The 15,731-nt window shown below is 71.3% G+C and carries 10 protein-coding genes; 7 read left to right on the top strand and 3 right to left on the bottom strand.

Annotation, left to right across the window (positions count from 1 at the left end; all coding sequences use genetic code 11):
* Positions 1–111: 111 nt before the first annotated feature.
* The 3 genes from IEZ15_RS14245 to IEZ15_RS14235 all read right to left on the bottom strand — a co-directional run bounded on the left by IEZ15_RS14245 (position 112) and on the right by IEZ15_RS14235 (position 7,348).
* Positions 112–1,590, bottom strand: coding sequence for a glutamate synthase subunit beta (locus tag IEZ15_RS14245; RefSeq protein WP_189277001.1), 1,479 nt, complete (start codon positions 1,588–1,590; stop codon positions 112–114).
* Positions 1,583–6,169 (bottom strand): glutamate synthase large subunit, encoded by a 4,587-nt coding sequence (gene gltB / locus IEZ15_RS14240; protein ID WP_114244018.1) that lies wholly within the window; start codon positions 6,167–6,169, stop codon positions 1,583–1,585. Before gltB ends, IEZ15_RS14245 begins: the two co-directional genes overlap by 8 nt.
* Before the next feature lie 444 nt (positions 6,170–6,613).
* Positions 6,614–7,348: a VIT1/CCC1 transporter family protein gene (locus IEZ15_RS14235; protein WP_114244019.1), complete on the bottom strand. Its 735-nt coding sequence runs from the start codon at positions 7,346–7,348 to the stop codon at positions 6,614–6,616.
* A gap of 264 nt (positions 7,349–7,612) precedes the next feature.
* Between IEZ15_RS14235 and IEZ15_RS14230 the strand changes: the two genes are divergently transcribed.
* From IEZ15_RS14230 to IEZ15_RS14200, 7 genes are read left to right on the top strand one after another with little or no spacing between them, the layout of a single operon-like run.
* A complete protein-coding gene (locus IEZ15_RS14230) occupies positions 7,613–8,809 on the top strand; it encodes an ADP-ribosylglycohydrolase family protein (protein ID WP_373302564.1) in 1,197 nt (398 codons plus the stop codon).
* Positions 8,809–10,083: an ADP-ribosylglycohydrolase family protein gene (locus IEZ15_RS14225; RefSeq protein ID WP_229845888.1), complete on the top strand. Its 1,275-nt coding sequence runs from the start codon at positions 8,809–8,811 to the stop codon at positions 10,081–10,083. The genes IEZ15_RS14230 and IEZ15_RS14225 overlap by 1 nt, the downstream gene beginning before the upstream one ends.
* Complete coding sequence (locus IEZ15_RS14220; protein ID WP_189276999.1) at positions 10,028–11,215, top strand: ADP-ribosylglycohydrolase family protein; 1,188 nt, start codon at positions 10,028–10,030, stop codon at positions 11,213–11,215. The genes IEZ15_RS14225 and IEZ15_RS14220 overlap by 56 nt, the downstream gene beginning before the upstream one ends.
* Positions 11,212–12,585 (top strand): ADP-ribosylglycohydrolase family protein, encoded by a 1,374-nt coding sequence (locus IEZ15_RS14215; protein ID WP_189276997.1) that lies wholly within the window; start codon positions 11,212–11,214, stop codon positions 12,583–12,585. The genes IEZ15_RS14220 and IEZ15_RS14215 overlap by 4 nt, the downstream gene beginning before the upstream one ends.
* Positions 12,582–13,466, top strand: a complete 885-nt coding sequence (gene rbsK / locus IEZ15_RS14210) for a ribokinase (protein WP_189276995.1) — start codon at positions 12,582–12,584, stop codon at positions 13,464–13,466. The genes IEZ15_RS14215 and rbsK overlap by 4 nt, the downstream gene beginning before the upstream one ends.
* The gene (locus IEZ15_RS14205; RefSeq protein ID WP_114244023.1) at positions 13,463–14,662 is read left to right on the top strand and encodes a CaiB/BaiF CoA transferase family protein; all 1,200 of its coding nucleotides are present in this window, start codon (positions 13,463–13,465) and stop codon (positions 14,660–14,662) included. The genes rbsK and IEZ15_RS14205 overlap by 4 nt, the downstream gene beginning before the upstream one ends.
* Entirely contained in the window at positions 14,659–15,477 is an 819-nt protein-coding gene (locus IEZ15_RS14200) for an HpcH/HpaI aldolase/citrate lyase family protein (RefSeq protein ID WP_189276993.1), read from the top strand. Before IEZ15_RS14205 ends, IEZ15_RS14200 begins: the two co-directional genes overlap by 4 nt.
* Positions 15,478–15,731 lie beyond the last annotated feature (254 nt).

Below are 15,731 nucleotides of genomic sequence, written 5' to 3'. Positions count from 1 at the left end.
GCGCCCGTCCCCGGAACGCGCCACGGCGCCTGCCGAATCGTCCGGTCGGGGACGGGCAGGCGCCGCGTTCAGTTCCGTACGCCGTTGTACGGGACGTCTTGTGTGCCGTGATCAGACCATCAGGGAACGGTCCGTCGGGCGGATCGGGGCCGGCAGTGCGCTGGCCCCGGTCAGGAAACGGTCCACGCCACGCGCCGCGGAGCGGCCCTCGGCGATGGCCCACACGATGAGGGACTGGCCGCGGCCCGCGTCACCGGCGACGAACACACCGTCGACGTTGGTGGCGAAGTCCGCGTCGCGCGCGACGTTGCCACGTCCGTCGAGCTCCAGGCCGAACTGCTGGACCAGACCGTTGGTCTGGTCGGTGCCGGTGAAGCCCATGGCGAGCGTGACCAGCTGCGCCGGGATCCGCCGCTCGGTGCCGGGCTTCTGCTCCAGCTTACCGTCCTTGAACTCCACCTCGACGAGGTGCAGGGCCTGGACGTTGCCGACGGTCTGTCCCTCTTCGGGGGCGGAGCCCTCGAAGTGGGTGGTGGAGACGGAGTAGACCCGCTCGCCGCCCTCCTCGTGCGCGGAGGTGACCTTGTAGAGCATCGGGAAGGTCGGCCAGGGCTGGTCGGCGTTCCGGTCCTCGCCCGGCCGCGGCATGATCTCCAGCTGGGTGACGGAGAGCGCGCCCTGGCGGTGGGCGGTGCCGACGCAGTCGGCGCCGGTGTCGCCGCCGCCGATGACGACGACATGCTTGCCCTCGGCGGTGATCGGGGAGACCGTCAGATCGCCCTCCTGCACCTTGTTGGCGAGCGGCAGGTACTCCATGGCGAAGTGCACGCCGTTCAGCTCACGGCCCGGGACGGGCAGATCTCGGGAGACGGTGGCACCGGCGGCGATGACGACCGCGTCGTACCGGCGGCGGAGCTTGGCGGCGTCGATGTCCTTGCCGATCTCCACCTCCGTACGGAACTTGGTGCCTTCCGCGCGCATCTGCTCGATGCGGCGGTTGATGTGCGACTTCTCCATCTTGAACTCGGGGATGCCGTACCGGAGAAGACCTCCGATGCGGTCCGCGCGCTCGAAGACGGCGACCGTGTGCCCGGCCCGGGTCAGCTGCTGGGCCGCGGCGAGACCCGCCGGGCCCGAGCCGATGACGGCGACGGTCTTGCCGGAGAGCCGCTCGGGCGGCTGCGGGGTGACGTCGCCGCTGTCCCACGCCTTGTCGATGATGGAGACTTCGACGTTCTTGATGGTGACGGCCGGCTGGTTGATGCCGAGCACACACGCCGACTCGCACGGGGCCGGGCAGAGCCGCCCGGTGAACTCCGGGAAGTTGTTCGTGGCGTGCAGGCGTTCGGACGCCGCAGTCCAGTCCTCACGGTAGGCGTAGTCGTTCCACTCGGGGATGAGGTTTCCGAGCGGGCAGCCGTTGTGGCAGAACGGGATGCCGCAGTCCATGCAGCGGCCGGCCTGCTTGCTGATGATCGGGAGCAGCGAGCCCGGAACGTAGACCTCGTTCCAGTCCTTGACGCGCTCTCCCACGGGGCGGGTCTTGGCGACCTCGCGCCCGGTGGTCAGGAAGCCCTTGGGGTCAGCCATTGGTCGCCGCCTCCATCATCTTCTCGGTGGTCTCCTGTTCGGAGAGACCGGCGAGCTCAGCGGCGTCCTTGGCGGCGAGCACTGCCTTGTAGGTGGACGGGATGATCTTGCTGAAGCGGGAGACACCGCCGTCGGCGCCGTCCCACTCGGCAAGCAGCTTCTCGGCGACCGTGGAGCCGGTCTCCTCCTGGTGGCGGCGCACCACATCGTGCAGCCACTGCTTGTCGGTGTCGGAGAGTTCCTCGATCGCACCGAGGTTGCCGACGTTGACGTTGTCGCGGTCCAGATCGATGACGTACGCGACACCGCCCGACATACCTGCGGCGAAGTTGCGTCCGGTCTCGCCGAGCACGACGGCGTGACCGCCGGTCATGTACTCGCAGCCGTGGTCGCCCACGCCTTCCGAGACGACCGTCGCGCCGGAGTTGCGGACGCAGAACCGCTCGCCGGTCCGGCCGCGGAGGAACAGCTCGCCGCCGGTGGCACCGTAGGCGATGGTGTTGCCCGCGATGGTGGAGTACTCGGCGAGGTGGTCGGCGCCACGGTCCGGGCGGACGATGACGCGGCCGCCGGAGAGGCCCTTGCCGACGTAGTCGTTGGCGTCGCCCTCCAGGCGCAGCGTCACACCGCTCGGCAGGAACGCGCCGAACGACTGGCCGGCGGAGCCGGTGAAGGTGACGTCGATGGTGTCCTGCGGCAGACCGGCGCCGCCGAACTTCTTCGTCACCTCGTGGCCGAGCATGGTGCCGACGGTCCGGTTGATGTTCCGGATCGCGATCTGGGCCCGGACCGGCTGGGCGGCCTCGGCGCTCTGGGCGTTCAGGGCGTCGGCGGCGAGCTTGATCAGCTCGTTGTCGAGGGCCTTGGCGAGACCGTGGTCCTGCTCGACCAGCTGGTGCCGGACGGCACCTTCGGGCAGCTCGGGAACGTAGAACAGCGGCTCCAGGTCGAGGCCCTGCGCCTTCCAGTGCGTGATCGCACGGTCGGTGTCGAGCAGCTCGGCGTGGCCGACGGCCTCTTCGATCGTACGGAAGCCCAGCTCGGCGAGGAGCTCACGGACTTCCTCAGCGATGAACTCGAAGAAGTTGACGACGTACTCGGCCTTGCCTGCGAACCGACTCCGCAGGACCGGGTTCTGGGTGGCGATGCCGACCGGGCAGGTGTCCAGGTGGCAGACGCGCATCATGACGCAGCCGGAGACGACGAGCGGCGCGGTCGCGAAACCGAACTCCTCGGCGCCCAGCAGTGCGGCGATGACGACGTCGCGGCCGGTCTTCAGCTGTCCGTCGGTCTGCACGACGATGCGGTCGCGCAGGCCGTTGAGCAGCAGGGTCTGCTGAGTCTCGGCGAGGCCGAGCTCCCAGGGGCCGCCCGCGTGCTTCAGCGAGGTGAGCGGGGAGGCACCCGTTCCGCCGTCGTGACCGGAGATCAGGACGACGTCCGCGTGCGCCTTGGAGACACCCGCGGCGACCGTGCCGACGCCGACCTCGGAGACCAGCTTCACGTGGATGCGGGCCGCCGGGTTGGCGTTCTTGAGGTCGTGGATCAGCTGAGCCAGGTCCTCGATGGAGTAGATGTCGTGGTGCGGCGGCGGGGAGATCAGACCGACACCCGGGGTGGAGTGCCGGGTCTTGGCGACCCACGGGTAGACCTTGTGGCCGGGCAGCTGGCCGCCCTCGCCGGGCTTGGCACCCTGCGCCATCTTGATCTGGATGTCGTCCGCGTTGACCAGGTACTCGCTGGTCACACCGAAGCGGCCGGAGGCGACCTGCTTGATGGACGAGCGGCGCGCCGGGTCGTACAGCCGGTCGGCGTCCTCGCCGCCCTCACCGGTGTTGGACTTGCCGCCCAGCTGGTTCATGGCGATGGCGAGGGTCTCGTGCGCCTCACGGGAGATCGAGCCGTACGACATGGCGCCGGTGGAGAACCGCTTGACGATGTCGCAGACGGACTCGACCTCGTCGATCGAGATCGCCTCGCGGTCGCTCTTGCCGTTCTCATTGGTCTTCAGGGCGAACAGACCACGCAGCGTCATCAGACGCTCGGACTGCTCGTTCACCCGGTCCGTGTACTTCTTGAAGATGTCGTACCGCTTGTTGCGCGTGGCGTGCTGGAGGCGGAAGACCGTCTCCGGGTCGAACAGGTGCGGCTCGCCCTCGCGGCGCCACTGGTACTCGCCGCCGATCTCCAGCGCGCGGTGCGAGGCGGAGATACCGGAGGCGGGGTAGCCCTTGGCGTGCCGGGTGGCGACCTCCTTGGCGACGACGTCGAGTCCGGCGCCGCCGATCTTGGTCGCGGTGCCGTTGAAGTACTTCGCGACGAAGTCCTCGTCCAGGCCGACGGCCTCGAAGACCTGGGCACCGCGGTAGGAGGCGACGGTCGAGATGCCCATCTTGGACATGACCTTCAGGACGCCCTTGCCGAGCGCGTAGATCAGGTTCCGGATGGCCTTCTCGGGCTCGATGCCCTCGATGAACGTACCGGCGCGGACCAGGTCCTCGACGGACTCCATCGCCAGGTACGGGTTGACCGCGGCGGCGCCGTAGCCGATCAGCAGCGCGACGTGGTGGACCTCGCGGACGTCCCCGGCCTCGACCAGCAGACCCACCTGGGTGCGCTGCTTGGTACGGATGAGGTGGTGGTGGACGGCCGAGGTGAGCAGCAGCGACGGGATCGGTGCGTGCTCGGCGTCGGAGTGCCGGTCGGACAGGACGATCAGGCGGGCGCCGTCCTCTATGGCGGCGTCGACCTCGGTACAGATCCGCTCTATCCGCGCCGCGAGGGCATCGCCGCCACCGCCGACCCGGTAGAGACCGGAGAGCGTGGCGGCCTTCATGCCCGGCATGTCGCCGTCGGCATTGATGTGTATCAGCTTGGCCAGCTCGTCGTTGTCGATCACCGGGAACGGCAGCGTGACGCTGCGGCACGACGCGGCGGTCGGCTCCAGCAGGTTGCCCTGCGGGCCGAGCGTGGAGCGCAGCGAGGTGACGAGCTCCTCGCGGATGGCGTCCAGCGGCGGGTTGGTGACCTGCGCGAACAGCTGGGTGAAGTAGTCGAAGAGCAGCCGCGGACGCTCGGAGAGGGCGGCGATCGGCGAGTCCGTACCCATGGAGCCGAGCGGCTCGCCGGCGGTGCGGGCCATCGGCGCGAGGATGACGCGGAGCTCTTCCTCGGTGTAGCCGAAGGTCTGCTGGCGGCGGGTGACGGAGGCGTGCGTGTGCACGATGTGCTCGCGCTCGGGGAGGTCCTCCAGCTCGATCTCGCCGGCCTCCAGCCACTCCTGGTACGGCTGCTCGGCGGCGAGGCCGGCCTTGATCTCGTCGTCCTCGATGATGCGGCCCTCGGCCGTGTCGACGAGGAACATCCTGCCGGGCTGGAGGCGGCCCTTGCGGACGACCTTCGCGGGGTCGATGTCCAGGACGCCGACCTCGGAGGAGAGCACGACGAGGCCGTCGTCGGTGACCCAGTAGCGGCCGGGGCGCAGACCGTTGCGGTCCAGGACCGCACCGACCTGGGTGCCGTCGGTGAAGGTGACGCAGGCCGGGCCGTCCCAGGGCTCCATCATCGTGGAGTGGTACTGGTAGAAGGCGCGGCGGGACGGGTCCATGGAGTCGTGGTTCTCCCACGCCTCGGGGACCATCATCAGCACCGAGTGCGGCAGCGAGCGGCCGCCGAGGTGGAGCAGCTCCAGGACCTCGTCGAAGGAGGCGGAGTCGGAGGCGTCCGGGGTGCAGACGGGGAAGATCCGGTCCAGCTGCGCAGCCCCGAAGAGGCTGGAGGCGAGCTGGGACTCGCGGGCCTTCATCCAGTTGCGGTTGCCCTTGACCGTGTTGATCTCGCCGTTGTGGGCGACGAAGCGGTACGGGTGGGCGAGCGGCCAGCTCGGGAAGGTGTTCGTGGAGAAGCGCGAGTGGACCAGTGCGACGGCGGTGGCGAAGCGGCGGTCGGAGAGGTCCGGGAAGAACGGCTCCAGCTGCCCTGTGGTGAGCATGCCCTTGTAGACGATCGTGCGGGCGGACAGCGAGGGGAAGTACACCCCGGCCTCCCGCTCGGCGCGCTTGCGCAGTACGAAGGCCTTGCGGTCGAGCGCGATGCCGGTGCTCTCGCCGTCCGCGACGAAGAGTTGGCGGAACTCGGGCATGGTGGCGCGGGCGCCGTTGCCGAGGATGTCCGGGGTGACCGGGACCTCGCGCCAGCCGAGGACCTTGAGGCCCTCCTCGGCGGAGATCTTCTCCAGCTTCCGCACGGCCTCGGTGGAGTCGTCCGCGGGCAGGAAGGCGATTCCGACGGCGTAGGCACCGGCCTCGGGGAGGTCGAAGGCGACCTCGTCGCGGAGGAAGGCGTCGGGGACCTGGAGGAGGATTCCGGCGCCGTCGCCGGAGTCGGGCTCGGATCCGGTGGCACCGCGGTGTTCGAGGTTGCGCAGTACGGTCAGCGCCTGCTCGACCAGCTCATGGCTGGCCACACCGGTCAGAGTGGCCACGAACCCGACGCCACAGGCGTCGTGCTCGTTACGGGGGTCGTACATCCCCTGCTGGGCGGGGCGACCGTCCATGGGCGACCAGGCGTCGGTACGCATCGGCTCTCCCGTCGTCGTCGTGGCATATGCAGTGCCGAGGGACGACGTTGGCCCTCTGCGAAATTTCGTGCGGGTTACATGATGGGCGGCTTCTCAAGAAGCGGATAGCCCGTTCCAACATGCGGACACCGTGTGAGGCGGTGAGGGTGGGTCGCAGTCGGAGGATCGGCGCCCAGGGGGACCGCAGAGAGCAGGCGTCGTTGCCTGCGGTGTCTACGGCTCATGCCCAGCGGCAAAGGAAACGAAACCGCCAGGTAACGGCTAATTATGTGCAGCCTTGTATAGAGACTCATTTTACGCCGGGTGAAGCCATCAGCCCAGAGGCGGATGCCAAGACGTACATCACACGGATGGCGGACGCGTTACGGAAATAGGCCCGTCCGGCATCTGGAGGACAGAGCCTTCAGCCGGACGGGCCCGATGTCATGCTCTCGCCCAGGAGCCCTAGCTTCCGACGGCCACACCGAACAGCGTGCCCAGACCGTAGGTGATCGCCGCCGCGGCCCCGCCCAGCACCAGCTGACGCAGCCCGCTGTACAGCCAGCTGCGCGCCGTCACCCTGGCCACCACCGCGCCGCAGGCGAACAGCCCGACCAGCGCGAGCAGCACGGCCGGCCACAGCGCACTCGCACCGAGCAGGTACGGCAGCACGGGCAGCAGGGCCCCCAGCGCGAACGCGCCGAACGACGACACGGCGGCGACGAGCGGCGAGGGCAGATCGCCCGGGTCGATGCCGAGCTCCTCGCGGGCGTGGATCTCCAGGGCCTGCTCCGGGTCGCGCGACAGCTGCCGTGCGACCTCGCGGGCGAGCTCGGGCTCGACGCCACGGGACTCGTAGAGCTCGGCGAGCTCCCGTTCCTCGTCCTTGGGATGCTTACGCAACTCGCGCCGCTCGACGTCGAGTTCGGCCTCGACGAGCTCGCGCTGCGAGGCGACGGAGGTGTATTCGCCGGCCGCCATGGAGAACGCACCGGCGGCCAGGCCCGCCAGACCGGTGATCACAATCGTCTGCTGGGAGACGGCACCGCCCGCGACGCCGGTCATCAGCGCAAGGTTGGAGACCAGCCCGTCCATGGCACCGAACACCGCCGGGCGCAGCCAGCCGCCGTTCACATCGCGGTGGCTGTGGTTGTCGCGGTGCGCCTCGTGCAGTACGGCGTCGGTCTCGATGATGGACACAGCTCTCCCCTTCTCCGGCAGCGGGTTTCACGCGCTCCGCCCCCGCTCAACACCATCGAAAGTACGCACGAAAAAGGTCCCCCGCCAGCAAGGCAGGCCGTACTTACCTGCCCCTGTGACCAGGTAAGTACGGCCTGGCTTACCGCCTCTGAGCCGTCATCCGACTGGCCCTTTTGTTGCGATTATCGGCCTCTGTCGGGGCTCCGCGTGGCACAGATCGAGCAGGTACGAGAACTGGCTCGGTGTGAGCGAAGGGTCGACGCGGTGGAGTTGATTGCAGGAAATCCGGCAGAGCCGCGGACGGGCGGTACGGAGGCGGCGGGGCGGGGCGGCACGGGCCGGGGCGAGGTGTCGCGGGGAGACCTGGGCGACCGGGCCCGGGGCTCCCTGCTCGGTCTCGCGGTCGGTGACGCGCTGGGCGCACCGGCGGAGAATCTGCGGCCGTCCGAGATCCGTCGTCGCTGGGGCCGGATCGAGGGCTTCGTCAGCGACGACCCCGCGGGTACGGACGACACGGAGTACGCGATCTTCTCCGGGCTGCTGCTCGCCCGGCACGGTTCCGCGCTGACCGTCACCCATGTGGAGCGGGCCTGGCATCTGTGGATCGCCGACCTGGACGAGGGGCCGTTCCGCGGCGCCGGGTTCAGTGAGCGGGGCACCCTGGAGAATCTGCGCCGGGGCCTCGCCGCCCCGATCTCCGCCCAGCACCGGCATGCCTGGAGCGACGGCCTGGCGATGCGGGCGGCGCCGTTCGGCGTCTTCGCTGCGGGCCGGCCGGACGAGGCGGCGCGGCTGGTCGCGGTGGACGGGCGGGTCAGCCATGACGGGGAAGGCATCTACGGCGGCCAGGCGGTGGCGGCCGGGGTGGCCGCTGCGATGGTGGGTGCCGGGGTCGCGTCGGTGATCGCCGCCGCGCTGTCCGTCGTTCCCATGGACTCCTGGACAGCACGCTCGCTGCGACGCGCGGTGGCGGCCGCACAGCGCACGTACCCCGACCGGCTGACCAGGGAACGCGCGGTGCGCTCCGCGGTCGTCGTCGGCGGCTATCCGTGGACGGACCTGGCGCCCGAGGCGGTCGGTCTGGCCTTCGGCGCGTTCGCGGCGGCGCGCGGCGACTTCCGTACGGCGGTGCTGACCGCGGTCAACATGGGCCGCGACGCGGACACGACGGCCGCGGTGGCGGGGGCCCTGGCCGGCGCCCTGCACGGGGCGTCCGCGATTCCGCGGCACTGGGGGGAGGCGATCGGCCCGGTCCGGGGCAGCTGCCTGCCGTCGATGCGGGGCTACCACGTCCTGGACATCGCGGAGTTGCTCACCCCGGACGACGCGGACGAGGTGTACAAGGGCGCGCGGGACGACGCCGGTGCGCCGGAGGGCGACCCGGCGCGGGACACCGGCACCGGCGCATTGCCCGGGCGGCCGCCCGCCTCCCCCATCACGGGCGGAACGGTGGTGGAGTGATGACCACCGCACGCGGCACCCAGCAGGACCCCCACCGGGACGCCCCGCACGACGCCTCCCGTATCCCCACCCGTCCCGCCCCCGGGCACAGGGCCCGGATCGAGGGGCTGTTGCTCGGGCTCGCCTCCGGGGACGCCGCCGGGTGGCCGGCCGCGCGGCACCGGGCGGCCAGGATGCCCGAGTGGACCCGGCGCCTCACCCGGGAGCTCGACACCTTCGCCGAGCAGAACGCCACGACCACGCTGCCCGTACCCATCGCGCTCAACCAGCCGCCCGAACCCCTGCGCCTCGGGCCCTCCGACGACGCCGAATGGGCGGCGTTCGCCGCCGGGACCGTGCTCACCTCGGCGGCCGGTCCGCTGCACGGACTGTCCCCCGAACGCCGGATGCGGGCCGCCATCGACGTCGCCTGGAACGCTCTGGCGGCCGAGGTCGCCGCGGCTGCCGCCCGTGCCCCCGAGGTCGAGTCCGCGGTGCTCCCCCTGCGCGCCCGGATCTCGGTGCGGGCCGGGCTCGGCAATCTCGCCGCCGGATTGCGCCCGCCCGCCACCGGGCACGACAATCCGCACTACTTCGACGACGCGGCCTGCGTACGGGCCGCCGTGCTCGCCGTCGTCCACCCTGCGGACCCCGCCGCAGCCGCCGACCTCGCCGAGTTCGACGCCCGCTACACCCAGGACGGCGACGGTGTGCACGGTGCCCGCGCGATGGCGGCCGCGATCGCCGGGGCCCTGGGCGGTGCGGACGTGGACACCGCGGTGAACGCCGCGCTCGCCCAGCTCCCCGACGGCACGGAGATCGCCCGCAACGCCGCCCACGCCGTCCGGATCGCCCGCGACTTCGTCGGCGAGGCAGCCGGCGCGTTCGCCCTCGTACCGGTGCTGGAGCATCAGATCGTGGACCACGTCTACAGCTACGGGATCGCCGCCGCAGAGACCGTCCCGGTCGCCCTCGCCCTGGCCACCGCGGCCCGCGGCCAGATCGCCCAGGCCATTCCCGCGGCGGCATGCCTGTCGCGGGTGGCCGACTCGGCACCCGCACTGGCCGGCGCCCTGACCGGCGCGCTCGGCGGGATCGGCGCCCTCCCGGGCGGCTGGCGCGAGGCCTGCCGCACCCTGGCGGGGTGCGCGCTGCCCCGACTCGCGGGGACCGATCTCGTCGAACTCGCCGGGCTGCTGGCAGACACGGAACCGAAGCCCACGGGTGGACAATTCGGACATGACATCCACGACGCCCATGCGGTCCGAGGCGAAGACCACGGCACTCACACTTGATGAACGGATCACGGGAGCGCTCGTCGGCGCCGCGGTCGGCGACGCGCTCGGCGGTCCGGTCGAGGGCCGGCCCCCCGAGCAGATCGTGGCACGCCACGGCGGGCGGATCAGCGGCATCGTCGGCCCGTGGGACGGCGACGACTGGCGTACCGCCCGCCCCATCGCCCCCTACCACAAGGGCGACGGACACGTCACCGACGACACCTTGATGACCCATGCGCTGGTACGGGTGTACGGCGCCGTGCGCGACCATCTCGACGCGTACGCGGTCGCCGACCATCTCGTGCCGGAGCTGATCTCCACCCCCCGCTGGATCCCCGAGCTGGAGGCCGACGCGCTGCCGCTCCAGCGGATCTTCCTCGCCGAGAAGTGGATCGTCGCGCGGCTGCACTACGGGCATGTCGATCCGCGCGAGGCGGGCTCCGGAAACATCGTCAACTGCGGTGCGGCGATGTACATGGCACCGGTCGGGCTGGTCAACGCCACCCACCCGCAGGCCGCGTACGCCGAGGCGCTGGATGTCGCCGGTGCCCATCAGTCCTCGTACGGCAGGGAGGCGGCCGGAGTCTTCGCGGCGGCCGTCGCCGCCGCCTGCGCCCCGGACGCGACGCCCGCCACCGTCGTCGACACCTGTCTGTCGCTCGCCAAGGACGGGACGCGTGCCGCCATCGAGGCGGTGTGCGAAGTGGCTGTACGGCACCACGACTTCGAGTCGGCGCTGACCCCGCTGCGTACCGCCGTCACCCCCTTCGACACCGTCGGCCCCGACTACCGCGCCCCGTCCCTCGGCGCCCGCCGGCCGTCCCGGCTGCACTCCATCGAGGAGCTCCCGATCGCGCTCGGCATGCTGCTGGTCGCCGACGGCGACTACCGGCACGCCGTCCTCGGCTCGGTCAACTACGGCCGGGACTGCGACTCGATCGCCACGATGAGCGGCGCGATCGCGGGTGCGCTCCACGGGGAGCGGGCGATCCCCGCCACCTGGGTGACAACAGTCGCTGAGGCCAGCCGGCTCGATCTGCACGCCCCCGCGCGGACCCTGGCCGACGTCTCCCGCGACGTGTTCGTACGGGACACGGCCCGGCGCCGCGCGCACGAGTCGGCGTTCGCCGCGCTGGTGGGTACACCATGAAGGTACGGGTGACGTGGGTGCAGCCCGAGGACCTGGTCGGACACGAGCTGCGCCAGGCGGCCGAGGACGGACGGGACGCGCGGGCCATCGCGCGCCGGTGGTACGAGGCGGGCGGCGCCCCCGCCCCGGAGCGCGCGGGCGCGTCGACCCCTGCGGCACCCGAGCTGCGCGCGCTCGCCGAACGGCTGCTCGACGAACTCGCGCTGCTGGAATCACCGTTGGAGGCCGAGGAGCCGACGGAGCTGACCGCGATCCGGGCCGCCTGCCCGGACTGGCCGGCCCCCCGCACGGACCCGCCGCCGGTGAGTCAGGACCGCCTGCACGCCGCCTGGCTGGGCCGGGCCGCCGGCTGTCTGCTCGGCAAACCCGTCGAGAAACTGCCGCTCGCCGGCATCCGCGCACTGGCGCGCGCCACCGGCAACTGGCCACTGGCCACCTGGTTCACCGCCAAGGGACTGCCCGCCGAACTGGCCGCCACCTACCCCTGGAACCGACGCTCCGCACACACCTCCCTGGCCGAGAACATCGACGGCATGCCGGAGGACGACGACCTCAACCACCCTCTTCTCACTGTCCTGTTGCTCCAGCGGTACGGCCCATCGTTCACCACCTGCGATCTCGCCCGGCTCTGGCTCGACGAACTCCCGGCCGGCCGGACGTTCACCGCCGAGCGGGTCGCGTACCGCAACCTGCTCGACGGGATCGAGCCCCCGCACACGGCCAGGTATCGCAACCCGTTCCGGGAGTGGATCGGTGCCCTGATCCGGGCCGATGTGCACGGCTGGACGCATCCGGGCGACCCGTCGGCCGCGGCGGAGCAGGCACACCGGGACGCCGTCCTCACCCACACCGCCAACGGGGTGTACGGGGCGATGTTCACCGCCGCGGCGCTCGCCGAGGCGGCCGGCGGTGAGAGCGATGTGCACGGCGCTCTGGCCGCCGGGCTGCGTGTGGTCCCGGCGCGTTCACGGTTCGCGCACGCGGTGCGTTTCGGCGTCGGGGCGGCCCGCGGCGAGAACGGCTTCGACGCGGTGGCCGACCGGCTGCACGCCGAGTACGGCGACTACCACTGGGTCCATGTGCTGCCCAATGCCGCACTGCTCGCCGCCGCACTCACGCACGCCGACGGCGACTTCTCCGACTCCATCTGCCGTGCCGTGTCGGGTGGTTGGGATACCGACTCGAACGGCGCGACTGCCGGTTCGCTCGCCGGTCTGCTGGCCGGGAGCCCCAACGCGCTGCCAGACCGCTGGACCACCCCACTGAAGAACCGCCTCGCCACGTCCGTCCCCGGTTTCGACTCCATCGGCTTCGACGCACTCGCCGGACAGACCCACCGGCTCACCCACAAGGAGGCACTCCGCCCATGACCGGCATCGCGGTGCTCGGCAGCACCAATATGAACCTTGTCGCATACGTCGCACGGGCTCCGGAGCGCGGAGAGACCGTCACCGGGCGGGAGCTGCGCACCATCCCCGGCGGCAAGGGCGCCAACCAGGCCGTCGCCGCCGCCCGTGCGGGCGGCGAGGTGATGATGATCGGCGCGGTCGGCGACGACGAGTACGGCACCCTGCTGCGGTCCAACCTGGAGCACGCCGGCGTCGACACCGATCTGCTGCACACCGCAAAAGGCCCCAGCGGCACCGCGCACATCGTCGTCGACGACATGGGCTCCAACTCCATCGTGGTGATCCCCGGCGCCAACGGCACTGTCACTGCTCTCGGCCCCGGTGAATCGGCCGCCATCGCCGGAGCCGATCTGCTGCTCCTCCAGTTGGAGCTGCCGCTGCCCGCCGTGATGGAGGGCGCGCGAGTGGCCCATACCCAGGGCGTACGGACCATCCTCACCCCGTCCCCCGTACAGCCTCTGCCTTCCGAACTCCTCGACTGCATCGATCTGCTGATCCCCAACGAGCACGAGGCGGCCGAGCTCACCGGCTCCGCGGATCCCCATGCGGCAGCGCAGATCCTGCTCAGCCAGGTCCCGGCGGTCGTCGTCACACTCGGCTCGAAGGGCTGCCTCTACGCGGCCCGGGGCGGCGAACCCATCCTCTTCCCCGCCCCCGAGGTCACCGCCGTCGACACCACCGGGGCCGGGGACACCTTCGTCGGCACGCTCGCCGTGGCGCTCGGCGAGCGACGGCCCGTACCGGAGTCGATGGCCTGGGCGTCGTCCGCCGCCGCGCTCTGCGTACAGAGGCCGGGCGCCTCGACCTCCATGCCGTACCGCAGCGAGATCGACGCCGCATGAACGCGACTGCGCAGGCACCTCTGACCGGGCTGCGGGTCATCGACCTCGCCACGCTCTTCGCAGGCCCCCTCTCCGCCACCATGCTCGGCGACTTCGGCGCCGAGGTGATCAAGGTCGAGCATCCGCGCAAGCCCGATCCGTCGCGCGGGCACGGCCCCACGAAGGACGGTGTCGGTCTGTGGTGGAAGCTTCTCGGCCGCAACAAGCGCAATCTGACGCTCGATCTGTCCAGCCCCGGCGGGCGCGACATCCTGCTCCGGCTGGCCGCCGGGACCGATGTGATCATCGAGAACTTCCGGCCCGGGACGCTGGAGCGCTGGGGCCTCGGCTGGGCGGAGCTGCACTCCGTCAACCCGCGGCTGGTGCTGGCCAGGGTCACCGGCTTCGGCCAGTTCGGCCCGTACGCGCACCGCCCCGGTTTCGGCACACTGGCCGAGGCGATGAGCGGATTCGCCGCGATCACCGGGGAACCGGACGGGCCGCCCACGCTGCCGCCGTTCGGGCTCGCCGACTCGATCGCGGCGCTGGCCACCGCGTACGCCGTGATGGCCGCACTCGCCGGACGCGACAGGAGCGGGGAGGGGCAGATCGTCGACATGGCGATCATCGAGCCGATCCTGACGGTGCTCGGCCCGCAGCCGGTCTGGTACGACCAGCTCGGCTACGTCCAACCGCGTACCGGCAATCGCTCCCGGAACAACGCCCCGCGCAATACGTACCGCACATCGGACGGCCACTGGGTGGCCGTCTCCACCTCCGCGCAGTCGATCGCCGAACGCGTCATGCGTCTGGTCGGCCGGGCCGAGCTGATCGACGAACCCTGGTTCGGCTCCGGCACCACCCGCGCCGAGCACTCCGACGAGCTCGACGAGGCGGTCGGCAACTGGATCGCCCGGCACACCCGTGAGGACGCTGTCTCCGCGTTCGAGAAGGCGGAGGCGGCGATCGCGCCCATCCACGACATCCGGGACGTGATGGAGGACCCGCAGTACCGGGCCCTGGACTCCATCACCGAGGTCGACGACCCGGAGCTGGGGCCACTGCGGATGCAGAACGTCCTGTTCCGTCTCTCCGGGACACCGGGCGCGATCCGCTGGGCGGGCCGGCCGCACGGTGCGGACACCGACGAGATTCTCACCGGGCTGGGCCTGTCGGGCGCGGAGATCGCCGCGCTGCGGGCGGAGCACGTCCTGTGACGGCGACGGTCCCCCTCACCTTGCTGTACGTCCCCGGGGACCGGCCCGAGGTGGTACGCAAAGCGCGCGACTCGGGAGCGGATGCGGTGATCGTCGATCTGGAGGACGCGGTCGCGCCGGACCGTAAGGAGTACGCACGGTCCGCCACCGCCGAGCTCCTGTCCGAGGCGGTCGAGGAGACGGCAGTGCCGATCCATGTCCGGGTCCACACCGAGGCGGACGTCCTCGCCCTGGCCGGGCTGCCGGGACTCGCCGAACTCCGGCTGCCGAAGATCACGCATGCGGCGTCCGTCCATCACATCGCGGCTGTGGCACCGGGGGTCGCGCTCTGTCCGCTGCTGGAATCGGCGCTCGGCATCGAGCACGCGTACACGGTCGCCGCCTCCCATCCCCAGGTCCGCTCCATCGCCCTGGGCGAGGCGGACCTCCGGGCCGATCTGGGGGTACGGGAGGACGCCGGGCTCGACTGGTCGCGCAGCCGGCTCGTGGTCGCCGCCCGTGCGGCCGGGCTCGCACCGCCCACCCAGTCGGTGTTCCCGGACGTTCGGGACCTGGACGGCCTTCGGGCGTCCTGCGCGCGTGGCCGGGCGCTGGGTTTCCTGGGCCGGGCGGCGATCCATCCCCGCCAGCTCCCGGTCATCGAGCGGGCGTTCCGCCCGACGGCACAGGAGGTCGAGGCGGCGAAGGAGATCGTGGCAGCGGCCGTGACGGACGAGGGCGCGCTGGCTCTCCCCGACGGCCGGTTCGTCGACGCGGCGGTAGTGGCATCGGCCCGCCGCACGCTGGCGCTGGCACAGCGGCCGGGTGACGGGTGAGGTGCTGGACGGATTCCGGCGCGGGCCGGCCGCCCGACGGTTCCGTCCTCGATCACCGGACGGGCCTGATTTTGCCCACCCGGCGTTCGAGTACGGGCGCGGGTCCGGTCCATCCGTCCGGCGACCGAGAACACCGACGGCGCCAGGCCGAAAAGAATCAAGCCCGTCGAGGGGCCCCTCCCCTGCCCTTGAGGCTATGGGGATCGAGGACGCGCTCTCGGCCGCAGGCCGGCATAAAGCGTGGGGCCCCGAAC

Source organism: Streptomyces atratus (genome assembly GCF_014648655.1).
Taxonomy (GTDB): domain Bacteria; phylum Actinomycetota; class Actinomycetes; order Streptomycetales; family Streptomycetaceae; genus Streptomyces; species Streptomyces atratus.
The sequence above is the reverse complement of the archived record's forward strand: the minus strand, read 5'-3'. Positions and strand labels throughout refer to the sequence as shown.